Source organism: Myceligenerans indicum (assembly GCF_016742955.1).
In the GTDB taxonomy this organism is placed as follows: Bacteria; Actinomycetota; Actinomycetes; order Actinomycetales; family Cellulomonadaceae; genus Myceligenerans; species Myceligenerans indicum.
In genome coordinates, this window is record NZ_JABBYC010000032.1 from 1 (window position 1) to 25850 (window position 25850).

23 protein-coding genes and 1 riboswitch are annotated in these 25850 nt (G+C 71.4%); of the genes, 14 read left to right on the plus strand and 9 right to left on the minus strand.

The genetic code is table 11. From position 1 onward, the window contains the following. Positions 1 to 90: 90 nt before the first annotated feature. Genes HGK34_RS23585 through HGK34_RS15170 form a run of 4 tightly spaced genes read left to right on the plus strand, consistent with a single transcriptional unit; the run spans position 91 to position 2526 of the window. Positions 91 to 951 carry a PAS domain-containing protein gene (locus HGK34_RS23585; RefSeq protein ID WP_201848866.1) on the plus strand — a complete coding sequence of 287 codons (861 nt, stop codon included), beginning with the start codon at positions 91 to 93 and terminating at the stop codon, positions 949 to 951. Positions 952 to 990: 39 nt separating this feature from the next. Next, positions 991 to 1281 carry a phosphoribosylformylglycinamidine synthase subunit PurS gene (gene purS, locus HGK34_RS15160; protein WP_201848870.1) on the plus strand — a complete coding sequence of 97 codons (291 nt, stop codon included), beginning with the start codon at positions 991 to 993 and terminating at the stop codon, positions 1279 to 1281. Further along, entirely contained in the window at positions 1281 to 1994 is a 714-nt protein-coding gene (gene purQ, locus HGK34_RS15165; protein ID WP_201848871.1) for a phosphoribosylformylglycinamidine synthase subunit PurQ, read from the plus strand. The genes purS and purQ overlap by 1 nt, the downstream gene beginning before the upstream one ends. Before the next feature lie 16 nt (positions 1995 to 2010). Then, positions 2011 to 2526, plus strand: a complete 516-nt coding sequence (locus HGK34_RS15170) for a GNAT family N-acetyltransferase (protein WP_201848872.1) — start codon at positions 2011 to 2013, stop codon at positions 2524 to 2526. 14 nt (positions 2527 to 2540) lie between these two features. Here HGK34_RS15170 and HGK34_RS15175 read toward each other — a convergent pair whose 3' ends face one another. From HGK34_RS15175 to HGK34_RS15185, 3 genes are all read right to left on the minus strand, one after another. Continuing rightward, positions 2541 to 3344, minus strand: a complete 804-nt coding sequence (locus HGK34_RS15175) for an MBL fold metallo-hydrolase (protein WP_201848976.1) — start codon at positions 3342 to 3344, stop codon at positions 2541 to 2543. A 126-nt stretch (positions 3345 to 3470) separates the two neighbouring features. Then, positions 3471 to 4733 (minus strand): O-succinylhomoserine sulfhydrylase, encoded by a 1263-nt coding sequence (locus HGK34_RS15180; RefSeq protein ID WP_201848873.1) that lies wholly within the window; start codon positions 4731 to 4733, stop codon positions 3471 to 3473. Then, positions 4730 to 5209, minus strand: coding sequence for a rhodanese-like domain-containing protein (locus HGK34_RS15185; protein ID WP_201848874.1), 480 nt, complete (start codon positions 5207 to 5209; stop codon positions 4730 to 4732). Before HGK34_RS15185 ends, HGK34_RS15180 begins: the two co-directional genes overlap by 4 nt. Positions 5210 to 5426: 217 nt before the next feature. Next, a riboswitch (SAM riboswitch) is annotated at positions 5427 to 5540 on the plus strand. Between the two features lie 30 nt (positions 5541 to 5570). On the opposite strand from HGK34_RS15185, the gene HGK34_RS15190 reads away from it, so the two are divergent. From HGK34_RS15190 to HGK34_RS15200, 3 genes are all read left to right on the plus strand, one after another. Next, positions 5571 to 7007: an aminotransferase class V-fold PLP-dependent enzyme gene (locus tag HGK34_RS15190; protein ID WP_201848876.1), complete on the plus strand. Its 1437-nt coding sequence runs from the start codon at positions 5571 to 5573 to the stop codon at positions 7005 to 7007. A 266-nt stretch (positions 7008 to 7273) separates the two neighbouring features. Further along, entirely contained in the window at positions 7274 to 8002 is a 729-nt protein-coding gene (locus HGK34_RS15195; protein ID WP_244666802.1) for a mechanosensitive ion channel family protein, read from the plus strand. Positions 8003 to 8204: 202 nt separating this feature from the next. Further along, positions 8205 to 9188: a helix-turn-helix domain-containing protein gene (locus HGK34_RS15200; protein WP_201848880.1), complete on the plus strand. Its 984-nt coding sequence runs from the start codon at positions 8205 to 8207 to the stop codon at positions 9186 to 9188. Between the two features lie 87 nt (positions 9189 to 9275). On the opposite strand, the gene HGK34_RS15205 is transcribed toward HGK34_RS15200, so the two are convergent. Beyond that, complete coding sequence (locus HGK34_RS15205) at positions 9276 to 11462, minus strand: acyl-CoA dehydrogenase family protein (protein WP_201848888.1); 2187 nt, start codon at positions 11460 to 11462, stop codon at positions 9276 to 9278. A gap of 54 nt (positions 11463 to 11516) precedes the next feature. Further along, a complete protein-coding gene (locus tag HGK34_RS15210; protein WP_443677253.1) occupies positions 11517 to 12113 on the minus strand; it encodes a TetR/AcrR family transcriptional regulator in 597 nt (198 codons plus the stop codon). A 255-nt stretch (positions 12114 to 12368) separates the two neighbouring features. Between HGK34_RS15210 and HGK34_RS15215 the strand changes: the two genes are divergently transcribed. The 3 genes from HGK34_RS15215 (at position 12369) to HGK34_RS15225 (ending at position 16106) form a co-directional block, all read left to right on the plus strand. Beyond that, entirely contained in the window at positions 12369 to 13706 is a 1338-nt protein-coding gene (locus HGK34_RS15215; RefSeq protein WP_201848892.1) for an acetyl-CoA C-acetyltransferase, read from the plus strand. 61 nt (positions 13707 to 13767) lie between these two features. After that, the gene (locus HGK34_RS15220) at positions 13768 to 15111 is read left to right on the plus strand and encodes a 3-oxoacyl-ACP reductase (RefSeq protein WP_201848894.1); all 1344 of its coding nucleotides are present in this window, start codon (positions 13768 to 13770) and stop codon (positions 15109 to 15111) included. A gap of 5 nt (positions 15112 to 15116) precedes the next feature. Beyond that, positions 15117 to 16106 (plus strand): MaoC/PaaZ C-terminal domain-containing protein, encoded by a 990-nt coding sequence (locus tag HGK34_RS15225; protein WP_372433139.1) that lies wholly within the window; start codon positions 15117 to 15119, stop codon positions 16104 to 16106. 77 nt (positions 16107 to 16183) lie between these two features. On the opposite strand, the gene HGK34_RS15230 is transcribed toward HGK34_RS15225, so the two are convergent. After that, complete coding sequence (locus HGK34_RS15230) at positions 16184 to 16522, minus strand: hypothetical protein (RefSeq protein WP_201848896.1); 339 nt, start codon at positions 16520 to 16522, stop codon at positions 16184 to 16186. Between the two features lie 305 nt (positions 16523 to 16827). Further along, positions 16828 to 17565: a DUF2599 domain-containing protein gene (locus HGK34_RS15235; protein ID WP_201848898.1), complete on the minus strand. Its 738-nt coding sequence runs from the start codon at positions 17563 to 17565 to the stop codon at positions 16828 to 16830. Between the two features lie 96 nt (positions 17566 to 17661). Between HGK34_RS15235 and HGK34_RS15240 the strand changes: the two genes are divergently transcribed. Next, on the plus strand, positions 17662 to 18300 hold the full coding sequence (locus HGK34_RS15240) for a DUF222 domain-containing protein (RefSeq protein WP_201848900.1): 639 nt from the start codon (positions 17662 to 17664) through the stop codon (positions 18298 to 18300). Here the strand turns inward: HGK34_RS15240 and HGK34_RS15245 are convergent. After that, on the minus strand, positions 18249 to 19025 hold the full coding sequence (locus HGK34_RS15245) for a T6SS immunity protein Tdi1 domain-containing protein (protein WP_201848902.1): 777 nt from the start codon (positions 19023 to 19025) through the stop codon (positions 18249 to 18251). The two genes, HGK34_RS15240 and HGK34_RS15245, sit on opposite strands and share 52 nt — an antisense overlap. Before the next feature lie 188 nt (positions 19026 to 19213). On the opposite strand from HGK34_RS15245, the gene HGK34_RS15250 reads away from it, so the two are divergent. The 3 genes from HGK34_RS15250 (at position 19214) to HGK34_RS15260 (ending at position 24666) form a co-directional block, all read left to right on the plus strand. Next, a complete protein-coding gene (locus HGK34_RS15250) occupies positions 19214 to 20416 on the plus strand; it encodes a cation:proton antiporter (protein WP_201848911.1) in 1203 nt (400 codons plus the stop codon). A 153-nt stretch (positions 20417 to 20569) separates the two neighbouring features. Further along, positions 20570 to 22891 carry a phosphoribosylformylglycinamidine synthase subunit PurL gene (gene purL / locus HGK34_RS15255; protein WP_201848913.1) on the plus strand — a complete coding sequence of 774 codons (2322 nt, stop codon included), beginning with the start codon at positions 20570 to 20572 and terminating at the stop codon, positions 22889 to 22891. 62 nt (positions 22892 to 22953) lie between these two features. Then, positions 22954 to 24666, plus strand: a complete 1713-nt coding sequence (locus HGK34_RS15260) for an RNB domain-containing ribonuclease (RefSeq protein ID WP_201848915.1) — start codon at positions 22954 to 22956, stop codon at positions 24664 to 24666. Between the two features lie 13 nt (positions 24667 to 24679). On the opposite strand, the gene HGK34_RS15265 is transcribed toward HGK34_RS15260, so the two are convergent. Next, on the minus strand, positions 24680 to 25783 hold the full coding sequence (locus HGK34_RS15265; RefSeq protein ID WP_201848917.1) for an endonuclease/exonuclease/phosphatase family protein: 1104 nt from the start codon (positions 25781 to 25783) through the stop codon (positions 24680 to 24682). Between the last annotated feature and the right edge of the window lie 67 nt (positions 25784 to 25850).

The window sequence follows — 25850 nt, forward strand, 5'->3', positions numbered from 1 at the left end:
AGATGTAGCTCCGTCTCGTGGGCTCGGAGATGTGTATAAGAGACAGGGCTCACCCACCCGCCCGTCCCCGACGAGGTTCCCCGGCCGGGCGTGAGGGATTATGCGGGAGACATCGACGGCCCGGCTCCGCGCCCGCCCGCGGGTACCGCCGCCGACCCGGCGCGCGAGCTCACCGTCGTCGGCACGACGGCCGCGTCACCCCAGGCCAAGGCGCTGGTCGGGACGAGGCTGCCCGTGGCGTCGTTCCCGACGCGCGCCCTGCTGGACTCCGCCGACGGGATCGCCTTCGTCATCCCCGTCACGTTCGCGACCAGTGACTGGGGACTGCTGCTCATCGGCGGTGCGATCGACACGCACGCCACCAGCGCCCGCGACAAGTTCGACCACTGGGCGGCGATGCTCGCCGTCGCGCTGGACCGTGAGGCACGGCTCGTGTCGCTGCGCACGCAGCGGGCGGCGCTGGCCGACCTGGCCGCGCGGGAGCGGGCGCTCGCCCTGGATCTGCGGGCCGGTCAGGTGCGCTACCGGCTCGTGGAGGAGGTGGCACTGGAGGGCACGTGGGACTGGGACATCACCACGGGGCACGTCTACTACTCGCGCACGTGGAAGTCGCTGCTGGGCCTGGCCGACGACGAGGTCGGATCGAGCATCGAGGAGTGGACCGGCCGTGTGCACGGGGACGACCAGCGTGCCGTGCGGTCGGCCATCGCGCAGCAGCTCGCTGGGGCGTGCGTGCCCCTGGACCTGGAGCACCGCCTCGCGGCGGCGGACGGGCGCGAGCTGTGGGTCCGCGCCCGTGCCACCACGGTCACGGACGATGCCGGGGTCCGGGCGCGGATGGTCGGCGTACTCATGGTCCTGGGTGCCGACGGCGAACGGGGTGCGGCGTCGTGGCGTACCTCACGCGTGCGTCCACAGGCGGATGCCTCACCGTTCCCCGCCTCCCAGTAGACTCGGCCCCGGAAATCCCTCGTCTTTCAAGGAGCCTCCGTGGGACGCGTCGTCGTCGAGGTCATGCCCAAGCCCGAGATCCTGGACCCCCAGGGCAAGGCCGTGGTCGGGGCGCTGCCGCGCCTCGGTTTCACGCAGTTCACCGGGGTACGTCAGGGCAAGCGATTCGAGCTGGAGGTCGACGGCGAGGTCACGCCGGAGATCCTGGAGCAGGCTCGCAAGGCGGCCGAGGAGGTGCTGTCCAACCCGGTCATCGAGGACGTCGTCGCCGTCATCGACGCCTCGGAGGGTGCGGCGGCAGCCCCCGCCCAGAGTGCCGGACTCGCCTGATGGGTCGGTTGAACAGCGCCCGGATCGGCGTCGTGACCTTTCCCGGGACCCTCGACGACCGTGACGCGGCCCGCGCCGTCAGGCTCGCGGGCGGCGAGCCCGTCGCCCTCTGGCACGCGGATGCCGACCTGCGGGGCGTCGACGCCGTCGTGCTCCCCGGTGGCTTCTCCTACGGAGACTACCTGCGCGCCGGGGCGATCAGCCGGTTCGCTCCGGCGATGTCGTCCGTGGTGGACGCGGCGCGGGGCGGGATGCCTGTGCTCGGCATCTGCAACGGCTTCCAGGTGCTCACCGAGGCACATCTGCTCCCGGGGTCGATGATCAAGAACGACCACCTGCACTTCGTGTGCCGTGAGCAGACCCTGGTGGTCGCCAACGCCAACACGGCGTGGACCAACGAGTTCGCCACGGGCCAGCGGATCACGATCCCCCTGAAGAACCAGGACGGCCAGTTCGTCGCCGATGACGCCACGCTCGACCGGCTGGAGGGCGAAGGCCGTGTTGCGTTCCGCTACGACGGCTGGAACCCGAACGGATCGCGTCGTGACATCGCCGGGATCACCAACGAGAAGGGCAACGTGGTGGGGCTGATGCCCCACCCGGAGCACGCCGTCGAACCGGGCTTCGGCCCGGCCGGTGCGGACGGCCCGCACGCGGGAACGGACGGGCTCGCGTTCTTCCGGTCCGTCCTGGCCTCGCTCGTCGGGGCATGAGACCCGCTCCGGAAGCATGACGGAGACGATCGGGCCGCGCGAGGCGCCGCACGGCGTCGCCGTCGAGCATGTGCCGTTCGACCATCGCGAGGCGGCGGCGCTCCGCCAGGCCGCGGTCGTGGAACTGGGCGAACGCTACGGCAACGACGAGGACGCGAACGAGCACATCGACCCCGCCACGATCGCCGCGACGGTCCTCATCCGGGTTGCCGGGGTCGCGGCCGCCGGCGGGAGCGTGCGCGACGTCTCCGGGACCGACGACGGCGTGGGCGGCGTCCACCCGCCCGCGACGGGCGAGGTCAAGCGTGTCTTCGTGGTGCCTGCCTTCCGCCGTCGTGGCCTGTCGACACGGATCATGGAGCAGCTGGAGCACGGTGCGCGTCGCGCCGGCCTGGCGCGTCTCGTGCTCGAGACGGGCACGGAGCAGCCGGAGGCGATCGCCCTGTACGAGAAGCTCGGATATGCGCGGATCGCCTCGTACGGCAAGTGGGCGGGGCACGACGACCAGCTCTGCTACGGCAAGACACTCTGAGGCGGTCTCTCGGATCACTCCCCGCGCACGTAGCGCAGCTGGGCCAGGACGCTCTGGCGCGCGGCGCCCAGGACGCGCGGGTCGACGTCGGCGTACACGATCCCCACCACCGCGTCCGCGAGCTCCGAGATGTCGGAGCCTCGGCCGTCGTCGGGAACACCGAGCCGTTCGAGCGCCTCGCAGACCTGCTCGAGCCGCTCGATCCGGTGCGCCCGATAGATGCGCACGGCGGCCGCCAGGTCGCCGATCGGCTCGCCGTGCGCGGGGAGCCCGAGGGTCTCGTCGCCCGCCGCCTCAAGGAGGTCGAGACTCTCGAAGAAGTCGCGAAGTGAGCCGTCGGGCTCGGCGATCACCGTCGTGCCCTGACCGAGCACCGTGTCGCCGGTCAGGACGACGGCTTCCGGGCCCGACGGCGCCGGCCCGCCACCCGGCTTCCCGGCTCGTTGCGCATGACCGCCGGCTCGGCCCGTCCTTGGCCCGCTGACCACGAACGACACGGAATCGCGCGTGTGCCCGGGCGTCGCCAGCACCTCGACCCGTACGCCCGCCACGTCGAGCACCTCGCCCCCGTGCAGAGGTTCCCCGCCGAGGCAGAACTCGGGGTCGCGCGCTCGGACGGGTGCGCCGGTGCGCTCGCGAAGCCCGGCGGACCCGGCCGTGTGATCCGGATGCCGATGCGTGATCAGCACCAGCTCCACGGGTCCGGCGCCGGCCAGCGCGTCCAGATGGTCGTCCAGGTCCGGTCCCGGGTCCACCACCACGCACCCCGCGGCGCCCGGCGCCCGCAGCACGTAGGACCGGGTCCCGTCGAGCGTCATCGGCCCGGGGTTGTCGGCCCGCAGCACGGACACGAACGGCGTCACTGATTCCACGTCCCCCACGCTAACGCGCTCGCGACGCCGGAACCGTGCGGGCGCTCGGCACCGAACTGACGGCGTCCGCGCCTACGACGCGGCCAGTGCCTGCTCCACGTCTTCCACGATGTCCTGGACGTCCTCGAGCCCCACGGACAGCCGCACCGTCGTCTCGCTGATGCCCACCTTGGCGCGTCCCTCGGCGCCCAGCTTGCGGTGGGTCGTCGTGGCGGGATGGGTGATCAGCGACTTCGCGTCACCCAGGTTGTTCGAGATGTCGACGATCCGCAGTGCGTCGAGGAACGCGAACGTCCGTTTCTTGGCGCCCTCGGCGTCCGTCCCGGCCGGTACCTCCAGATCGAACGTCACCACCGTCCCACCGCCCGACATCTGCGCCCGCGCGAGCTCCGCCTGCGGGTGCGAGTCCAGGAACGGGTACCGGACGCCGCCGACGCCGTCGAACCCCTCCAGGGCCCGTGCGACCTCCAGCGCCGCCGCGGTCTGCGCCGCGACCCGCACCGGCAGCGTCTCCAGCCCCTTGAGGAGGGTCCATGCGTTGAAGGGGGACAGCGACGGCCCGGTGTTGCGGATCAGTGTCTGCACCGGCCCGGTGATGAACTCCTCGGTCCCGAGGATCGCGCCGCCGAGCACACGCCCCTGCCCGTCGATGTGCTTGGTCGCGGAGTAGACCACGACGTCCGCCCCGAGCTCCAGCGGCTGCTGCAGCAGCGGCGTCGCGAACACGTTGTCGAGCACCACCGTCGCCCCGGCGCGGCGGGCCAGCTCCACCACGGCGCGCACGTCGACGAGGTCCTGCATCGGGTTCGACGGCGTCTCGAAGAACACGACGTCCGCAGGCTCCGCCAGCGCCTCCTCCCACTGGGACAGCACGTGCCCGTCCACGTAGTCGGTGCGCACCCCCCACTTCGCCAGGATGTCGTCGAAGATCACGACGCTCGAGCCGAACAGCGCACGGGCAGTGACGATCCGGGACCCGGACCGCACCAGCGCCGCCAGCGCGGTGAACACCGCCGACATCCCTGTCGCCGTCGCATAGCAGGCCTGAGCGCCTTCGAGGACGCGCAGGCGCTCCTCGAAGGTGTGCACGGTCGGGTTGCCGTAGCGCGAGTAGACGAACCGGTCCAGGTCGCCGGAGAACGCCGCCTCGGCATCGGCCGCGGAGTCGTACACGTACCCCTGCGTGAGGAAGAGCGCCTCACCGGTCTCCTGGAACTCCGTGCGGGCGTGGCCGCCCCGGACGGCGAGGGTCCGGGGGCGGACACCGGCCGGGAGCGGCTTGCGGCCCGACCCGCCGGGCACGGCGTCGGACGGGAAGGCGCCGGTCGTCGTCATGCCTCGACCCCCGTCCACGGCAGGTCGCGAACCTTCCAGCCGTTGTGGTTCCGGACGCCGTCCGGCCCCGCCGGGCCCTCGAAACCCTCGACCACGTTGTACGACGGCGCGATCCCGGCACTCGTCGCCAGCCGCGCGGCGCCGATCGACCGCTGGCCGGACCGGCACAGGAACACCACCGGACCGCCGGCCGAGCCGACGCCTGCCTTCAGCTCCTCCAGGAACTCCGGGTTGGGGCGGCCGTCGGCGTGCACCCACTGCGCGAACACGACCTGCTTGTCGAACGAGCTGACGTCCGGCACGCCGATGGTGCGCCACTCGCCCTCGGTGCGTACGTCCACGAGAACGGCATCCGGGTCGTCGCCGAGAAGATCCCAGGCCTGCTGCGGGGTGATGTCACCGGCGTAGCCGGCGGCGGGGCGCGCGTCCAGCGGTGCTCCGGGGTTCGCGGGGGCGTCGGCTTCGGGGTTGCTCATGGCACTCCTCCCATCGGTCGTGGCGTTAGCACCCTGGTCCGGAACATCGCGCCGGAGCGCGAGTCCCGCGGGTTGCTGCGGGGTCGACGTGCCACGTCACTCGCCCGCTCGGGATGGTCGACGCGATCGTACGTCACCGGGGCGGGCCGATCACACAGTGAGACCAGAATATGGACCGTCTTTGACGCGCCCGACCGGCGGCCGCAGGATGACGCCAGGTCATGAGCGCCAGCGACAAGCCCCGGCTTGCTGGCCGGCAACCCTCCTCCTGCGGTGGGGTGCCCCGGGTGACGACCTGGCCGCGTTCTTCCGTTCGCGGCAAGCGCGGGGAGGACTCCCCCAGAACCCGCTGGAGGACGCCATGACGGCTGCGACCCACACCACGACCACGCTCGGCACCCCGACCGGAAACGCGGCTCCGCTGCTGCCTGTCGTGGGCCACGACACGCTCGTCCCGCTCGTCGACGGACGACAGGTCGCCTACTCCAATCTCGACGTGGCGGCCTCCGCGCCCGCGCTCGAGTCCGTCGCGGAGCGCGTGGCCGAGACCCTGCCCCTGTACGCGAGCGTGCACCGCGGCGCCGGCTACCTGTCCCAGGTCTCCACCGCGCTGTACGAGGCGTCCCGCCGCGCGATCGGGGAGTTCGTCGGCGCACGCGACGACGACCTGACCCTCGTCACCCGCAACACCACCGACTCGCTCAACCTGCTGGCCGGGTGCGTCCCCACCGACCCGGACACCGGAGCCGCCGGCCGCGTCCTCGTGCTCGACGTCGAGCACCACGCCAACCTCCTGCCCTGGCAGCGGGACACCGACGCCACGGTGCTGACCGGCGCCGCGTCGGTCGCCGGCACGCTCGCGCAGGTCCGGGACGAGCTCGCCGCCGCCGTCGCCGAGAACCGTCCCTACGCACTGCTCGCCGTCACGGGCGCGTCCAACGTGACCGGCGAGTCGCTCCCCCTGGCGGAACTCGTCGCCACGGCGCACGAACACGGCGCGCGCATCGTGCTCGACGGCGCCCAGCTCGTACCTCACCGCCGCATCTCCCTCGCCGACACCGGCGTCGACTACCTCGCCTTCTCCGGGCACAAGACCTACGCGCCCTACGGCGCGGGCGCCCTGGTCGGACGCCGCGACTGGCTCGACGCCGGCACGCCCTACCTCGCGGGCGGCGGCGCCGTACGACGTGTGCGCGCCGACCGGACCGACTGGCACGACGGACCCGCCCGCCACGAGGCCGGCTCCCCGAACGTGATCGGCGCCGTGGCGCTCGCCGCCGCCTGCGAGGCGCTCGCGGCGCTCGACCCGGCCGAGGTCCGTGCACACGAGGGCGCGCTGCGCGGCCGCCTGGTGGACGGCCTGGAGGCGATCGACCGGGTCTCCGTGGTGCGCGTGTGGGCCGACGCGGTCGACCCGGTCGGCGTGGTCACCTTCACGGTGGCGGGCTACGACCCGGGCCTGGTGGCTGCCTACCTGTCGGCCGAGCACGGCATCGGCGTGCGTGACGGCAGGTTCTGCGCGCACCCGCTCCTCGGGCGTCTCGGGTTCGACGCCGGGGCCGTGCGGGCCTCGGTCGGCGTCGGCACCGCCGGCGAGGAGGTGGACCGCCTCGTCGCGGCGGTGCGCGCGCTCGTCACCGACGGGCCGCAGGCGCGGTACGACGTCGTCGACGGACTCTGGGTCGTGGTCGACGACCCGCGCCCCGTGCCGGAGGGGTCCGGGCTGGCCGGACTTCTGGCCACGGCTGCTGCGGGCTACCTGGCCGACGTGGCCGGATGCCTGCCCGACGACGTCTGACCTGGGCCGAAGCATATAGGCGATGCCCGATAACTCCTTTTCGGTGTTGACGAGCGAGATTCACGAAAAATTCCACTGCATCTTCCTGACCTGCAATGATGTCTGACATTGTCGCGCTGATTCCTCTTCACCATATTTCCTGAACGGGCACAATGCCCGCCACCGGACTACCTTCAGGTCGTGCCGGAAGTGTCCGGGGAACGAGAGATTCCCTGACCGGCAACTGTCACCTCGAAGGGGGAAGGGGAAACACCGATATGGACTGGATGTCAGGTCTTACCAGCGCGTGGAACTCGATCGCGAGCTTCGTTCCGAGACTGCTCGTGTTCCTTGCCATTCTTTTCGTCGGCTGGATCATCGCGAAGGCGATCGGGCGGTTCGTCGGCATGGTTCTGAACCGTGTCGGGTTCACGAAGCTGCTGGACCGGGCCGGTGCCGGCCGGGTGCTCGCCGGGTCCGGCGTCGAGCCGATCTCGTTGCTGACGAAGATCATCTACTACTTCGTCCTGCTCATCGTGCTGCAGCTCGCACTCGGTGCGTTCGGGCCCACCAATCCGGTGAGCCAGATCGTCGACGAGATCGTCGCCTGGCTTCCCCAGCTCGTCGTCGCGATCGTCATCGTCGTCATTGCGGGCGCCATCGCCAACGCGGTCAAGGACCTGCTGACGTCGTCCCTGGGGCGTGTCTCCCACGGACCGCTCGTGGCCCGGATCGCGTCGGTCGCGATTCTCTTCCTGGGTGTCGTCGCGGCTCTCAACCAGGTCGGTATCGCAGTCTCGGTGACCACCTCCGTGCTGACCGCCGTCCTGGCCACGGTCGCCGGAATCCTGATCGTCGGTGTCGGTGGCGGACTCATCGGCCCCATGCGCGCCAAGTGGGAGGGCTGGCTCGCGGGCATCGGGGCCGCCGGCAGCGCGGGCACCGTCGGGGCCGCCAACGGCCAGGTTCAGCACCCGGCGGCAGGAAGCGCGTACGTCCCGCCGGCGAGCAGCTGACCGACGACGCCACCGGAGCGAACGGCCGAGCCCCGCACTCCCTCGTCGGAGTGCGGGGCTCGACCGCTGCCCGCGCAGCGGCCGACGTCGACCGACGCCGAGGCGGAGACGGCGCGCATCCGAGTGGCATCTCGTGGCGGTTACCCGCCATGGCGTATCCTCGCCGCATTCTCGGTGCATCGATTTCTGCTGGAGGGTGCCGATGTTCGGCAACGTGCTCGGCCTGTCACAAGCACAGGCGCTGGCCTACCGAGAGCTGGTCCGCTCGCCCTCGCTCGACGCGGGCGAGCTGGCCCGGCGGATGGGGGCCGACCCCGGCGAGGCCTACGCCGTGCTCCTCGTCCTCGAGGAGCACGGCCTCGCGGCGCGCCAGGGCACCGACGACTCACGGTTCCAGGCCGCACCACCCGAGATCGCGCTGGGTGCGATCCTCTCGCGGCGGACCGAGGAACTGCGCTCCGCGCAGCTCGAGATGCTGGACCTGGAGGAGGAGTACCGCCGCGCGGCGGACCTGAGGCCCGCGAGCGACATCGTGGACCTGGTCCGTGGCTCCGACGCGGTGCTGCAGCGCATCCTGCAGCTCCAGGCCGGCGCGCGTGAGACGGTGGAGACGTTTCTGCGGCCGCCGGTCCTCGTCATGGGACTCGAGGACAACACGGCGGAGGACGAGGCGGTGCAGCGCGGCGTGCGCTACCGGGCCGTGATGGACCGTTCGATGCTCGACCAGGGGCTGCTGACGGTGGAGGCCGCGGTCGACGCCGTACGCGCCGGCGAAGAGGTCCGGATCGCCGACGACGTCCCGATCAAGGCGTTCGTCATCGATCGCCGGCTCGCCATCGTGCCGGTGCAGGGCCAGTCGCGACCGCACGACGAGGCCGACGCCGTCTCCGCGCTGATCATCCACGAGAGCGGCCTGCTCGACGGGATCATCGCGCTCTTCGAGGCGTTCTGGCGGGACGCGGTGCCGCTGCGGGTGCAGGCCGAGGGCGTCGGCGGCGAGCTCGACGACCTGGACCTGAAGATTCTCGGCCTGATGCTCTCCGGCCTGACCGACCAGGCGGTCGCCAAGCACCTGGAGCTGGGCCTCCGCACGGTCCAGCGTCGCGTCAAGTCGATGATGGACACCGCCGGTGTGGCCACGCGCATCCAGCTCGGCTGGCATGCCGCCCGCAAGGGGTGGCTCTGAGGGGCGGCGGCATCCCACGATGCCGCCGCCCCTCGTGGCCCGGTGCCGGTGGCGCGCCGGCCGGCCCGGGACGCCTCGGCGAGAAGGTCAGGACCTGCTGCTCGCCTTGCGGAGCGACTTCTCGGACGCCGGGGCCGTTCCGCTCGCCGCCTGGTCCCGGTAGTACGCCATCGCCTCGTCCTGGCGGACCCGTTCCGAACCGTCCGCGATCGGCGCACGGAGATGGCGCGGGCCGTAGCCGAACGCGTCCACGAGGTCCACGGCATGCGGGCGGAGCTGCTTGAGCAGGCGGTGGATCGTCGTGGTCACGGCCTTCGCCCGGGACGCCGACAGCCTCCCGTTCGCGAGGTACCAGTCCAGGTTGCGCTCGATCACGGTCAGGCCGTAGACGTCGCGCACCGTCGTCATGACCGCGCGCGTGCCAGGGTCGTCGATCGCGCCGAGCGCCCTCGTGAACGCGTCCCAGCGGAACAGCTCCGCCCAGGCCGTCGACGAGGTGATGAGCTCGACCTGGTTGTCGTCGAAGATCTCCTGCGCCCGGGCCGCGTCCTTCATGCCCATCGCGGGACGCATGCCCATCGCCACGGAGTGCACCAGGCCGTCCACGCGTCCCTGCAGCAGCGACCGCTGGGTCCGGGCGTCGAGCAGGTGGTCCGCAGCGCGCGCCCCACCGCCGTCGGCCACGTTCTGGCCGAGCTTCCGCAGCGAGGCCTTGTGCAGCAGCGTGTCCTTCACCTGGCCGGCGACGATGCCCGCCATGCCGGCGGGAGACTTGGCGGCCCTGGCCAGCTGCTTGCCGTGATCACCCACCAGCCGCTTCGCGGCGAGCTGCAGGAGGATGTGGTTGTCACCCTCGAACGTGGTGTAGATGTCGAGGTCCGAGCGCATCGACGTGAAGCGGTTCTCCGACAGGAATCCGGCACCGCCGCAGGCCTGGCGGCACGTCTGCAGGGTGTCCATGGCGAACCAGGTGGACGTCGCCTTGAGCGCCGCTGCCGTCGTCTCCAGGTCCTCGCGGTTCTGGGGCGTGTCCTCCTCGCCGGAGAACACGCCGTGGAAGAGGTCGAGGAGCTCGTCGTGCGCGAACGAGATCGCGTACGTCTCCGCGATCCGCGGGAAGAGGCGCTTGCGGTGCATGGCGTAGTCGAGCAGCGTGATCTCGTCCTGGCCCTCACCGGCCGCGAACTGGCGGCGCTCGGAGGCGTACTTCGTGGCGATCGCCAGGCCGACCTTCGCCGCCACCGAGGCGGACCCGTCAAGTGTCACCCGCCCCTGGACCAGAGCGCCGAGCATCGTGAAGAAGCGGCGTCCCGGGCTGTCGATCGGCGACGTGTAGGTCCCGTCCGCGGCGACCTGGCCGTATCGGGCCAAGAGGTCCTGACGCGGGATCCGGACGTCGGTGAAGTGCAGCTTGCCGTTGTCGATACCGTTGAGACCACCCTTGTGGCCGTCGTCCTCACCGCCCACGCCCGGCAGGAACTCGAGCGTCTTCGGGTCCCGGATGGGCACATAGAAGCAGTGCACGCCGTGGTTCACGCCGTTCGTGACGAGCTGGGCGAAGACGGTCGCGGCCACGCCGTGCCTCGCGGCATTGCCGAGATACTGCTTCCACGCCCCCCGGAACGGGGTGTTGATGACGAACTCCTCGGTTTCCGGGTCGTACGTCGCGGTCGTCCCGACGGACGCCACGTCCGAGCCGTGACCCGTCTCCGTCATCGCGAACGCGCCCGGGACCGACAGGTCCATCGCCCCCGGCAGCAGGCGGTCCTGCTGCTCCTCGGTGCCCAGGTGCAGGATCGCGGCAGCGAACAGGCCCCACTGCACACCCGACTTGATCTGCAGCGACGGGTCGGCGACGAAGAGCTCCTCGCAGCCCACCAGGTTGCCCCCGGCGTCGTCGTTGCCGCCCAGGCGCTCGGGGAAGGCGCGCCACACCTGACCGTGCTCATCCGCCGCCATGTACTTCATGATCCCGAGGGTGCGCTCGCGGTGCTCCTGCATCGAGAGCCCGTCGACCTTCCAGATCTCCTCGTGCTCGGCAACCAGACGCCGGGCGTTGGATCGCACGTCCGTCCAGCGCCCGAGCAGCAGGTGCTCCAGCGCGGCGACGTCCACGCGAGGACCGTTGGTGCCCGACGTCGCGCGGTCGGACACGGATCGGCCGGACGCAGGTCGGTCGGACACGGATCGGCCGGACACGGTGGCAGGCGTCGTCCCGGACGCCGCCGACGGTGCGACGGACGTGGTCACGGGAGGTTCGGAGGTGGTCGTCATCGGTTCTCCTCGAGGGTCGGCGGCCGGCGGCCGCGAGGTTGAGGTACGCGCGGATCAGGCGGTGGTCGTCGTGGCGGATTCATCGGGGTGCAGGACACCGACAGGGCCTGTCCAGAGCCACAGGCTCACCCGCTCGGTGAGTTGTTCGCGGGTGACGGAGTGCCCGGTGCCGCGGTGGCCGAGCCACCACTCACCGGAGCCCCGCACGAAGCCGACGGCGCCGGCCGCCCACGCGGCGGCGTCCTCCGGCGTGACTCCGGCGGCCTGTGCGAAGGGTTCCGCGACCAGTTCGATCACGGAGTCGAGGTAGGCGCCCAACGGTGCGTCCGACGAGCCGACGAGCGAGGCCGCGGCCTGCGCGTCCCGCCCGCCCGGCGCGTCGGCGGGCGCGACCGGGTCGTTGCCACCGATGGAGGTCCTGGTCACGAACCAGTACACGTTCGGAGAGTGTTCGATCATCTCCAGGTATACCCGGACCATGGCGCGCAGCGCGCCCTCCGGGGTCGCGGCGCCGTGCGCGGCCTCCTGGAGCGTGTCGTGCATCTGGGCGACGACCGCCTCGGCCACGGCGAGCCGAAGCCCTGCCTTGTCGTCGAAGTACCGGTACACGATCGACTTCGACGTTCCAGCCTCTGCGGCGATCTCATCCATGGATACCGTAGGACCGAGACGATGCACGGCCTTCCGGGCCGCACGCACGAGTTCTGCCCGGCGCGCGGTGCGGTGGTCCGCCCAGCGAGTCGATCGTCCGTCCACGCCGACGCTCATCGATTCTCCCCTTCTCGGGCCGTCGCTCTTGTGCTCCGCCTCACGAGACTGACAGTATCAGGTACTGTGAGTCTCGGACACTGTCCGAGTTGACATCCGCCCAAGAACTTCCCAAACGACGTGAAGGACCTGACGAAAATGGCCTCTTCCATTCCCACCACCCGAGAGGCCGTCATCATCGGCGGCAACCGCATCCCGTTCTCCCGTGCCGGGAAGAAGTACGTCCGGACCAGCAACCAGGACATGTTCACGGCCGCCCTGGAGGGCCTGGTGGCCCGCTTCGGGCTGCAGGGTGAGCTCCTCGGCGAGGTCGTCGGCGGCGCCGTGCTGAAGAACAGCCGCAACTTCAACCTGATCCGCGAGAGCGTGCTCGGCTCGTCCCTGGCACCGGCCACGCCCGCGTACGACCTGCAGCAGGCCTGCGGCACCGGCCTGGAGGCCGCCATCGCGGTGACCAACAAGATCAAGCTCGGCCAGATCGAGTCAGCCGTCGCCGGCGGGACCGACACGATCTCCGACGCGCCGATCGCCGTCGGCGACAACCTGCGCCGTGCGCTGCTGCAGGCGAGCCACGCGCGCTCCACCGGAGACCGCATCAAGGCCCTGCTCCCGGTCCTGGGACACCCGAAGTGGCTCGCACCCGAGACGCCCGACACCGGCGAGCCGCGCACCGGCCTGTCCATGGGCGAGCACCAGGCCCTCACCACGGCGAAGTGGGGGATCAGCCGCGAGGCGCAGGACGAGATCGCCCTGAAGTCGCACCAGAACCTCCACCGTGCCTGGGAGGAAGGCTTCTTCGACGACCTCGTCACGCCCTTCCGCGGGCTGTCCCGCGACGACAACGTCCGCGGCGACACCTCGGCGGAGAAGCTCGCGAAGCTCAAGCCTGTCTTCGGCAAGAGCCTGACGGGCGACGACGGCGCGCCCCTTCCGGCCACGATGACGGCCGGCAACTCCACCCCGCTGACCGACGGCGCGTCCGCGGTGCTGTTCAGCTCACGGGACTGGGCCGAGGAGCGGGACCTGCCGGTCCTCGCGAAGTTCGTCGACGCCGAGACGGCCGGCGTGGACTTCGTGCACGGTCACGAAGGGCTCCTCATGGCCCCGGCCGCGGCCGTTCCCCGCCTGCTGACGCGCAACGGGCTCACTCTCGAGGACATCGACTTCTTCGAGATCCACGAGGCGTTCGCCTCGACCGTCCTGACCACGCTGGCCGCCTGGGAGGACGAGGACTACTGCCGCGACGAGCTGGGACTGCCCGGGGCGTTCGGCAAGGTGGACCGCAGCCGGCTGAACGTGAACGGCTCGTCGCTCGCCGCGGGCCACCCGTTCGCCGCGACCGGCGGCCGGATCGTCGCCACCGCCGCGAAGCTGGTGCACGCCAAGGCAGCCGAGACCGGCAGCCCGGCACGCGCCCTGATCTCGGTCTGCGCGGCGGGCGGCCTGGGCGTCACCGCGCTCGTCGAGTCCGCCTGAGCCGTCTCGCGTCCGCAGTCGCTTCCAGCACGTTTCGACCACCACGATCCAAGAGGGCACCGTGACCGACAGCTACACCCGTTTTGCCAACGGCGGCTTCAAGCCGCTCGTCAAGAAGCTCGGGCTTCCCCAGCCCGCGATCCTGCGCCGGTACAAGGCCGGCAGCCCACTCACCGTCGGCCCCGTGCTCGTGGTGTCCGACGACGCCTCGGCCGCCGACGGCGATGCCGTCGCCAAGGTCCTCGCCGGCTGGGACCTCGACGTACGCCGCTCGGCCGACCTGGCCGAGGGGGAGAAGCTCGGTGCCGTCGTCCTCGTGCTCTCGGGGGCCACGCATCCCGAGGACGTCTCGGCGGCGGTCCTCACCGTCGGCGGAACCCTGCGCAAGCTGGCCGGCAACGGTCGTGTCGTCGCCGTCTCCCGCGCTCCGGAGGACGGCGACGCGCCCGCGCTCGCGGCGACCCGCGCGGGCGTCGAGGGCCTTGTCCGCTCCCTCGGCAAGGAACTGCGCGGCGGCTCCACCGCGAACGGCGTTCAGCTCACCGACGGCGCGGCGGTCGACTCCGTCTCGGCCGTCGCGACCCTGCGGTTCTTCCTCTCGGCGAAGTCGGCCTACGTCGACGGGCAGATCCTCCCCGTGGGTCCTTCCGACGCCTCCGGGCAGATCGACTGGGACCAGCCGCTGGCCGGCAAGGTCGCGGTCGTGACCGGCGCCGCGCGGGGCATCGGCGCGGCGATCGCGAGGACGATGGCCCGCGACGGGGCGAAGGTCGTGGTGGTCGACGTGCCGCCTGCGGGCGAGGCGCTGTCGGCCGTTGCCAACTCCGTGAACGGTGTCGCGCTCCAGCTCGACGTCACCGCGGACGACGCCGCGGACAAGATCCTGGCGGCGGCCAAGCCCCTGGGTGGCCTCGACATCCTCGTGCACAACGCGGGTATCACGCGGGACAAGCTGCTCGCCAACATGAAGGCCGACCGCTGGGACTCCGTCATCGCCGTCAACCTGGCCTCGCAGCTGCGGATCAACGAGCGGCTCCTGGAAGCGGGCGTCGAGGGCCTGCGCATCGTGTCGCTGGCGTCGACCTCCGGCATCGCCGGAAACAAGGGCCAGACCAACTACGGCTACTCCAAGGCCGGGGTCATCGGGCACACGGCAGCCACCGCCCCGCTCGTGGCGGCCGCCGGCGGTACGGCGAACGCCGTCGCGCCGGGCTTCATCGAGACCGAGATGACCGCGCGGATCCCGTTCGCCACCCGATCGGTGGCACGGATGCTGCCCTCCCTGGCGCAGGGTGGCGAACCCGTGGACATCGCCGAGGCGATCTGTTTCCTCGCGTCCGATCCTGCCGCGGGCGTCAACGGCCGGACGCTGCGCGTGTGCGGCCAGCACCTGGTGGGTAAGTGACCGCCGTGATCAGCGCGGACGAGGTGACGAACGCCCCCGAGGAGGGGGCTCCGTCGTCGTACACGGTCACGGATCTCGCCGAGGTGCCGACGCTCGGTGGGCTGTACGCCAGGGGCGCGGCGGCGTCGGTGGTCAAGCGTCCGCGGGCCGGCGTCGTGCTGCCCGCGGTGGCGTACCGGGTGGCGGACGTCGACACCGCTGATGCCGCAGCTCGCCTGGCGGCATACCAGGACGTGGTCGGGGAGCCGTCGTCGGACGTGCTGCCCGCAGGGTTCCTGCACGTGCTCGCCTTCCCGCTGGCGACCGCGGTCATGGTGCGCAAGGACTTCCCGCTGGGCCTGCTCGGGATGGTGCACCTGCGCAACGTGGCCCGGGTCCTGTTCCCGGTGCGGCTGGGTGACCGGCTGGAGATCCGTGCCTGGGCCGAGAACGCGCGCGCACACCGGCGCGGCGTGCGGGTGGACGTGGTGGCCGAGGCCCGTGTGAACGGTGCGCTCGCGTACCGTGCGGTCTCGACGTACCTGGCCAAGGGCTATGCCGTGTCCGGCGACGCGGGGCCCGGAACCGACGGTGGTGTGTCGCGACGGCGCGACGCGGAGCGCCCGTCCTGGACCCCGCCGCTGCCGACGGCGCGCTGGAGTCTCGGCAGGAGCGTAGGGCCGGAGTACGGCGCGGTCTCGGGCGACCGGAATCCGATCCATCTGTCCGCGCTCGGGGCGAAGGCCTTCGGCTTCCCGCGTGCGATCGCGCACGGGATGTACACGGCGGCACGCGCGCTGGCCGAGGTGGGCCCGGCCCGGCGCGGTGACGCGTACGAATGGACCGCCGAGTTCCACAAGCCGGTGCTGCTGCCGGGCTCGGTCGACGTGGCGGTCCGCTACGCGTCGGACGCCGGCGCCGACGTCGCGGCGGGTCCTGCCGGAGGCTTCGTCTACGACGGCTGGCGTACGGGGCGCACGACGCGTCATTTCACCGGTACGGTCACGCCTCTCTGAGCCGCCGGCCTGCGGGGCCGGCTGCTGCCCCTGCCGGCAGGGCCGCCGGCCCTGCCGCGGGGCGGGACGGCCGCCGGTCAGGCCGCGTTCGGGATGGTGCGGTCCGGATCGAGGGGGAGCAGTGCCGGTGTGGGCGCCGGAGCCGTCCCCGGGATCTCGGCGGCCGCGTCGCGATCGGCGCCGGCTTCCGAGGCGTCGTCCAGCTCGATCGTCGGGCGGACGACGGGACCGCTGAGGATGATGGGCGCCATCGTGGGTGTCGGCTCCGGCGCGGCGAGTGCGACGACCGTCGCACTTCCGACGCCGAGAATGAGGATGCCGACGGCGAACATCCACTGGCCGTACGCGAGCGCGAGTCCGAGGAGCATGCCGCAGCCGATGGCGACGATCGTTCCCAGGGCGAGTACACGAGTCATCGGGAGCCTCCCTGCCGAGGTTCTGCCGTGCTGGTGCTGATGCCCCTGCACGGGGCTCCCACGTGGTCTGGGGACGCGGGGGTGGTGCTTGCCACGACCCTGGGGCCGTACAAGGATCAGCTGGGGGTTGCTGACGGCGTCTTCCGGTGCCGTGACGCCCTCTGCCGACGCCTGCACCTCCTCCAGGAAACCTGATCACAGCTTGACTCGCACGCCGAATCGACGTGTGCTAAGTCACGATCCCATCACATCCGCGTGTCGCCTCGTGGGAGCGGGGCCGGGCCGCCCACGGGTGCGGCCGGGAGTCAGGAATCCGTCGGGTTGCAGCGTGCCGCGATGGTGCCGAGCATCCCGACGTCCGGTCGCCACGGCTCGAGGTTCCAGGTCGCCTTGTCGGGCGCTCCCAGGTGATGGCAGGCGAGCTGGTCGCGCATCGTGTCGCTGTCGGTCTCGGGTTCGGCGGACGCGAGCTGCGCCGTGAGCAGATCGAGCGCGGCCTCACCGGCACCACGCACCCAGGGCTCGGGGACGACGGCGAGCGAGAGCCCACCCTCGCCCTCTCGCTGTGCCCAGGTCGCCGAGCTGAGAGCGTCGTCGCCGAGCGTGAAGGTGGCCGTGCCCGCGGACCGCCTCGCCGACCCGTCGTCGACGGGTGTCAGCGCGGCGACGGCCGTGCCGTCGCGGCGCACGGTCACGCTCCCGTCGCCGTGCTCGACGACATCTGCTCCCGGTGTCCTGACCGAGAACGAGGGCGCACCTGACGTCGTGACCTGGCGCGTGCCGTCCGGCCGCAGGGCGCCGACCGTCACCCGGGCGGCGGCGATCTCCAGGTCGATGCCCGCGGCGGCGACGCTCGCGTGCTCCAGTGGTGCGGCCGAGGCCGACGGGCCGGGGTCGTCGCCGCCGGGAGCCGGCATCGCCGCTTCCGTGTGCGTCGCCTCTGCCGCAGGCTCGCGGCCGTCGCCGGGCTCCGCGCGCGAGGCGAGCAGAGCGGCCAGGACGATGACCGCGGCCGCGACGGCGATGACGTGTGAGGCGCGCACGGCCTCATTCTCCCGGAGTGTTGCGGTGGCGGCTCCCGCGTGACGTCGCTATGGTTAGAACACCTGTTCGAACCGCAGGACCCGGGAGGGGTAGCAATGGGCGACAACAGCACTACCACCAGCAGGCCGGTCGTCATGGCGAGCGGCACGGTCGCAGTCGAGACGGACCACTTCCGATCGCTCGCGGACGCGGTCGACGCGGTCGCGGCGGTGGATGCGCTCCTGGCGTCGCTCGCGGCCTCGCGTGCGGTGCTGATGAGCGATCTCGGGGCGTGGGCGGCCGAACATCTCGAGGAAATCTTTCCCGGGGCGGTCGGCGGCGACGACGCGGTTGCCGAGGAGGCCGAGGAGGTCGCGGCCGGGATCGTCGCGGACAGGCTCGCGAGTGTCCTGCGCGTGTCCCCGGAGGCGGCGGCCGGGCTCGTCGAGGAGTCGCGCGCGCTGGTGCATCAGCATCCGCGTACTCTCGCCGCGCTGCGGCGCGGAAGGATCTCCTACGGTCACGCGCAGACCATTCTGGGATACACGTGCGGGCTGCACCGGGGTGGGCGTGCCGCGCTGGAGACTCGGCTGCTGCGCCACGCGCGGACGGTGACCGTGGCCGAACTGAGCCGAATCGCGCGCACCGAGCGGGAGCGCAGGATCCGGGAGCCGCGGCGTCGCGCCGGCACGGCGGCCGCTCGTCAGCGACGCCAGATGTCGTCCCAGGCCGGGGGGTCTCCGGCCTGGACGTAGGGACGGGGGTCCTCGTGCGGGCCCGGCGCTGCCATGTGCTGTCCGGTCATCTGGGATCCGGTCGCGGGCCGCGGCTCGTAGGCGTTCTGTTGGGGGGCGTAGTGCGGGAAGGTGCCCGTGTCGGGGACGTAGTGGGCTCCGGTCTGGGGCGGGACGGTGCCGTACGCTCCGGTCACCGCGAACGATCCCGTCGGAGGGTGAGGCTCGGCGTAGACCGGGTGCGCCGTGTCCACGCGGACCGGAGGGGCCTCGTGGACCCAGTGCGTGGCTGCCGGCGCCTGAGGCTGCGCCGCCGAACTGGTGGGTACCTGCCGGAGCTGTTCGTGCATCGTTCCCGCCCAGTTGAGCGCGAGGCTGAACCGCATGGTGGTGAGGTTGTCGGCCGTCATGTCGCCGCCGAGCGCGGGATGGGGGTTGAACGTGAAGACGTCCTTGCGCCCCAGTCGCAGACCACGCTGTTCGGCGTCCCGGACGACGTCGTCCATGAGATACGTGGTGCGGCCCTCGGGAGCTTCGAGCTCGGCGTACATGTCCACCGCCGTGGTCCAGCGCAGCTCGAGCGTTCCCTCCATCGTGTCCAGGAACCACCAGCCCTCGAGGGACTCCAGGAACACGTCGCCGAAGCAGGTGGTGAAGCGCGGGGTCTTGCCGCTGATACCAAGCCATCGCCAGGAAGCAAGTCCGAATCGGAAGGCATCCTTGGCGAAAGTGCGAAGCATCTGCATGTGCGAATCAAACCACCTTATGGTATGAGCGCGAAACCCCCTGGTCAGGGCCGGTTTTTGCCGGGGTTGGTAAGTTCCGCAAAGTGGGCATTTCCGACATAGCCGGCGGAGGTTGTGAGCGAGGTGCGGCGGTGTGGTGTGCGCGACAGCGTGACCTTGGTCGATGAGATGCCTCACAATCATTCCCGATGACCCTGCTCACCGCGTTTGCCTGCGTGCTGCTCGCCGCCGTGCTGCTGTCCGGCCTGGCGCACCGCACGGTCCTGTCCACCGCCGTGCTCTTCCTCGTGGCCGGCTTCGTGCTGGGCGACGGAGTCTCCGGCGTCGTCTCGCTGTCCCCGGACGACGCGCTGATCAACACGCTCGCGGAGATCGCCCTGTTCGCCGTCCTGTTCAGCGACGGGATGAAGGTGGGCTGGTCCGACCTGCGGTCCGCATGGCGGCTGCCCGGGCGGGCTCTTGGCTGGGGGCTGCCCCTCACCCTGGCGATCACGGCACTCGTGGCCCACTACCTGGTCGGGCTCGGCTGGGTGGAGTCGCTGCTCATCGGGGCGATCCTCAGCCCGACCGACCCCGTCTTCGCGGCCGCGCTCGTGGGCAACGAGAAGGTGCCGCCGCGCCTGAGAAGCCTGCTGAACGTGGAGTCCGGGGTGAACGACGGGCTCGCCCTGCCGTTCGTGATCATCTTCCTCCGGATCGCCGAGGGGAGCGCGGACCTGCATCTGGGCGAGCTCGCACTGGAGATCGTGCTCGGAATCGCCATCGGCGTCGTGATCCCGTGGCTCGCCATCAAGCTCGAGCACACCCGCTGGTTCTCGGCCTCCGTCCAGTACGAACCCTTGAACGGGCTCGCGATCGGGCTCATGGTCTTCGCCATCGCTTCGGCGACTCACGGGAACCTGTTCCTCGCGGCGTTCGCGGCGGGTGTGACGGTCGCGACCTTCGGGCAACGGCAGCGCGAGACCTTCCACGAACTGGGTGAACTGCTCGCGGAAGTCTTCAAGCTCGCGGCCCTCCTGGTCTTCGGCGCGCTCATCACCCCGCAGATGCTCGGCTCGGTGGGGGCGCTCGGCTGGATCTTCGCCGTGCTCGCACTGTTCGTCGCCCGTCCGCTGGCGATCTGGGTCTCCTTCCTCAGATCTGGTCTGCCCGCCAGGGAACAGATCGCCGTCGCCTGGTTCGGCCCCAAGGGCTTCGCCTCCGTCATCTACGGGGTGATCGTGCTGACCTCGCCCATTGCTGCGGCGAACGAGGTGTTCGCCCTGGTGGCGGTCACGATCGTGCTCTCGATCGTGCTGCACTCGTCCACCGACATCGTCGTCGCACGATGGTTCGACGAGGAACGAGAAATGCCCGACTGGTGGGGATCTCGCCGTGGCTTCTCGTCCTGATCACCGTCCGCAATGGGCTGACCTGCGGTGGCGCGTCTCACCGGTGATCTCACGGCGTTCGGGCCGTGTGCCGGATAGACTGTGTCCGCGCCTTCCGCGCAACGTTCCCGCGCAGCCGTTGCTCTGCGCTCCCCCACTGCACGCGAGGGATACATGACCGCGCCCGCGTCCCAGGCCGCCCGCCCCGTCCTCGACACGGTCGAGAATGCCGAGGCCACGCCCGAGGAGGCCCAGCCGTACGGCGAGCTGGGTCTGAAGCAGGACGAGTACCAGCGCATCCGCGACATCCTCGGCCGCCGTCCCACGGCCGCCGAGCTCGCGATGTACTCGGTGATGTGGAGCGAGCACTGCTCCTACAAGTCGTCGAAGGCGCACCTGCGCAAGTTCGGCGAGCGCGTCACCGAGGAGATGAAGCGCAACCTCCTGGTCGGCATCGGCGAGAACGCCGGCGTCGTCGACATCGGCGACGGCTGGGCGGTGACCTTCAAGGTCGAGTCGCACAACCATCCGTCGTTCGTCGAGCCCTACCAGGGCGCCGCGACCGGCGTCGGCGGGATCGTCCGCGACATCATCTCGATGGGTGCCCGGCCCACCGCCGTCATGGACCAGCTCCGGTTCGGCGCGGTCGACCACCCCGACACGGCGCGCGTGGTGCACGGCGTGGTCAGCGGTGTCGGCGGCTACGGCAACTCGCTCGGCCTGCCCAACGTCGGCGGCGAGCTCGTCTTCGACAGCTCCTACCAGGGCAACCCGCTCGTCAACGCCCTCTGCCTCGGCGTGCTGCGGCACGAGGACATCCACCTCGCCAGCGCGTCCGGCCAGGGCAACAAGGTGGTCCTGTTCGGCGCGCGCACCGGTGGTGACGGCATCGGCGGCGCCTCGATCCTGGCGAGCGAGACCTTCGAGGACGGCGTCCCCGCCAAGCGGCCCTCCGTCCAGGTGGGCGATCCCTTCATGGAGAAGGTGCTCATCGAGTGCTGCCTCGAGCTCTTCGGGGCCGACGTCGTCGAGGGGATCCAGGATCTCGGCGCCGCGGGAATCTCCTGCGCCACCAGCGAGCTCGCGTCCAACGGTGACGGCGGCATGCACGTCGACCTCGACGACGTCCTGCTGCGCGACCCCACGCTCAACGCCGGCGAGATCCTCATGTCGGAGTCGCAGGAGCGCATGATGGCCGTGGTCCGTCCCGACAAGCTGGACCAGTTCCTCGCCATCACCGGCAGGTGGGACGTCGAGACGGCCGTCATCGGTGAGGTCAACGGCAGCGGCCGGCTCACCATCGACCACCACGGGCAGCGGATCGTCGACGTCGACCCGAAGACCGTTGCCCACGAGGGCCCGGTCTACGACCGGCCCTACGCCCGGCCCGAGTGGCAGGACGGCCTCAACGCGAACGGCAACATCGCCGCCGGGCTCGCCCGTCCGGGGAGCGGCGACGAACTGCGGGAGACGGCGCTCCGCCTGCTCGGCTCCCCGAACCTCGCCTCCAAGTCCTGGGTGACCAACCAGTACGACCGCTTCGTCCAGGGCAACACGGCCCTGGCCCAGCCCGACGACGGCGGCGTGGTCCGCGTGGACGAGACCACCGGGCTCGGCGTCGCGCTCGCCACCGACGCGAACGGCCGCTACGGCAAGCTCGACCCCCGCACCGGCGCCGCGCTCGCCCTCGCGGAGGCGTACCGGAACGTGGCCACCGTCGGGGCCGAGCCGCTCGCTGTCACCGACTGCCTGAACTTCGGGTCGCCGGAGCACCCGGACTCCATGTGGCAGCTCGTGGAGGCGATCGAGGGGCTCGCGGACGCGTGCCAGGCCCTCTCGGTGCCGGTCACCGGCGGCAACGTCTCCCTGTACAACGGCACCGGAGAGCCCGGACAGATCGACTCGGCGATTCACCCCACGCCGGTGGTGGGAGTTCTCGGCGTGCTCGACGACGTGCGCACCGCGCTGCCGTCCGGCTGGCGGACCGAAGGGCTCTCGGTGATGCTGCTCGGCACCACCCGCGACGAGCTGGACGGCTCGGCGTGGGCCGACGTCGTGCACGGTCACCTCGGAGGCCTGCCTCCGCAGGTGGACCTCGACGCGGAGCGGTCGCTCGCGGCGCTCCTCGTCGCCGCCCGCAAGGACGAGCTCGAGGTCGCCGCGCACGACCTGTCCGAGGGCGGGCTCGCGCAGGCCGTGCTGGAGGCCTCGCTGCGCTTCGGGGTCGGCGCCAGGATCGCGCTCGAGGGCGTGACCGGCCGCGACAAGGTGGACCCGTTCGTCGCGCTGTTCAGCGAGTCGACGGCGCGGGTCCTGGTGGCCGTCACCCAGGACCACGAGGGCGATCTGATCCACCTCGCCGACGAGTACGGCGTCCCGGCGCTGCGGCTCGGCGTCACCGGCGGCGACACGGTCGAGATCGAGGGACACTTCGAGATCCCGCTCGACGAGGCACGCGAGACGCACGAAGGCACCCTTCCGGGCATCTTCGGCTGAGGCCGTCGCGCCGGGTCTCGGCACAAGTCGCGAGTTCTGCCACACGCTGTAGTTTCGGCAGCATGCCGAACCGTCAGATGCGCCTCGCGCCTGTCACGCCGGACAGTGTGGTGGGTGCTCTTGCCGCGCTGCGTGCCGAGATCGGGCTTCCGCCGATGTTCCCCGCCGACGTCCTCGACGAGACGCGCATCGCCGCGGAGCGCACGATCGCGGTGGACCCGGACGGCGGTCCGGACGGGCTCACCCGTCAGGACCGCCGGGACCTCGAACTGGTCACGATCGATCCGCCGGGTTCGCTCGATCTCGATCAGGCGGTGCACGTGGCGCGGTCGGGCGACGGGTACATCGTCAGGTACGCCATCGCGGACCTCGCCGCCTTCGTCGACCCGGACGGCGCGCTGGACGCCGAGGTGCACCGTCGCGGCCTCACGGTCTACGGCCCGGACACGAGCACACCGCTGCATCCGAAGACACTCTCCGAGGGCGCGGCAAGCCTCCTGCCGGGCGAGGACCGGCCTGCCGCCCTGTGGACCATCGGGCTGGACTCGCGCGGGGAACTCACGACGGCGACGGTCGTCCGTGCGCTGGTCCGTAACCGTGAGCGGCTGACCTACGCGGAGGCACAGGCAGCCCTGGACGACGGCACCGCGAGCGAGCCGCTGCGGCTCCTGGCCGTCGTCGGCCGCCTGCGCCTGGAGCGCGAGCGTGAGCGGGGCGGCGTCTCGCTGGACGTGCCCGAGCAGGAGGTGGAACGCGGTGAGGACGGGTCGTTCGCCCTGCAGTTCCGGCGCAACCTGCCCGTCGAGGGCTGGAACGCACAGATCTCGCTCCTGACGGGGATGGCCGCGGCGACCATGATGCGCGAGGCGGGCGTGGGCGTGCTGCGCACACTGCCGGAGGCGGACGAACGCGACCTCGCCCGGCTGCGTCGCACGGCCCGGGCGCTGCGGATCGACTGGCCCGATGCCGTTCCGTACGCGGACCTCGTTCCGGGTCTGGACTCCCGCGTGCCGCAGCAGGCGGCCTTCCTCAACGAGGCGACGACCCTGTTCCGCGGGGCGGGCTACGTAGCGTTCGGCCAGCCGGGACAGGACGGCTCCGGACCCGTACCGGTGCCGGCGGACACCCGTCACCACGCGATCGCGGCGGACTACGCGCACGTGACCGCGCCACTCCGGAGGCTCGTGGACCGCTACACCACGGAGATCTGCCTCTCGCTGGCCGCGGGCACGCAGGTGCCGGGATGGGTGCTGTCGGCGCTGCCGTCGCTCCCCGGGGAGATGGCCGGCGCGGGCCGCCGCGCGGCGCAGTTCGAGCGCGCCGTCGTGGAGATCGTCGAGGCGACGATCCTCGCCGGGCGCGTCGGCGAGGAGTTCGAGGGCGTGATCGTGGACGTCGACGACGGCGGTTCGCAGGGCACCGTCGTCCTGGCCGAACCGGCGGTCCGGGCGGACGTCGTCGGGCGGGACCTCCCGCTCGGGGAGCCGGTTCTGGTGCGGCTCTCGGTGGCCGACGTCGATGCGCACAAGGTGGAGTTCGTCCTGGGCGGTGACGACGCCGCGCGTTCCCCAGGGGCCGAGCACGTTCCGGACCGGGCCCCGGAGCCGCAGGCCGAGCCGGTCGCGCCCGATCAGCCTGCCGCGACGGAGGTTCCGGGTGGGACTGCCGGGCCGCCTGGCGCGGACACCATGAAGCTGATACCGGACCAGGTGGCCGCGTCGCCCGCCGGGAGTGGTCCCGTGCCCCCGTCGCAGGAGTGGATCCGGGCCCGCTGAGCAGCCTGGCCGATCAGCGCACCACCACGGTGGACAGCACCGCCCGGTGGTCGCTGCCCGGGACGATCCGGGAGCGGACGTCCCCCACGCGCATCGAGTCGTCCACCAGCACATGGTCCACGGGGATCAGCGCGGGGATCCGCGTGCCGAGCACCGGGAGGGATCTGCCCTCGGGCCAGGTGCGCGCGAGCCCGACACCCTTCTCCCGCCAGGCGTCGTGGAAGCGTCCTCCGAGGAGATCACGGAACGACGCGTGATCGTAGGTGGCGTTGAAGTCGCCGAGCAGGATCTGGGGCGTCGTGTCCGCGTGCGTCACCTGACGGAGGCCGGCCAGCTCGCGCTTCCAGGTCGTGGTGTCGCCCGGCATCGGGGGCACCGGATGGACCAGGCGGATCCGTACGTCCAGCCCTCCGGCGTCGATCACGGCCGACGGCATCGCGAACGTCGAGGACTCGCCCGCTCGCTCGTCCCGCAGGGGCAGCGCGGAGTAGAGGCCGCTACCTGCCGGGCTACCGGTCTCGACCTTGCCGGTCACCTGGTGCGGCAGCAGCTCGCCGAGCCCCGCGTCCGCCAGTTCCCTGTCGAGCTCGGGGGTGAGCTCCTGGACCGCGAGGATCTCGACCTCCTCGGCGCGCACCGTCCCGACGATCCACTCGGCGTCCGCCGAGCCGTACAGCGCGTTGACGGTCATCAGCCGCAGAGTTCTCGGGTCCGTGAGGTCCGCCCCGGTCGCGGCGTGCTCCCCGGGGAGGAACGACGACCCCGCGAGAAAGCCGCCCGCGCCCACGCACACGACCAGGACTGCCGAGAGCAGCTGTCGCCGCGCCGTGACGGCGAGCACCAGCAGCACGACCGCGGCGGCCAGGGCGTACGTGAAGAAGGGAACGAGCTGCGCCACCGGGGTGATGCCGTCGTCCGGGACGGCACGCGAGCCCAGAACCGCGAGGACGGGGAGCGAGCAGAGCCACAGGAACCAGCCGACGAACCGATGCCACGCACGCAGGCCCTCTCGCCCACGGGCCTCGTCCGTGCCGAGGTCTCCGTCGTTCGTCTCGCCGAACTCCTGAAGGCTGGGTTCGGTCGCCGGCGGCGCGGGGGCGTCGCTGTGCTGCGTCATTCGGGAAGGGTGCCACAACTCGTCCGCCTGAGAGGGCTCGGTACCAGGTGACAGCGCCGCGTGTCGG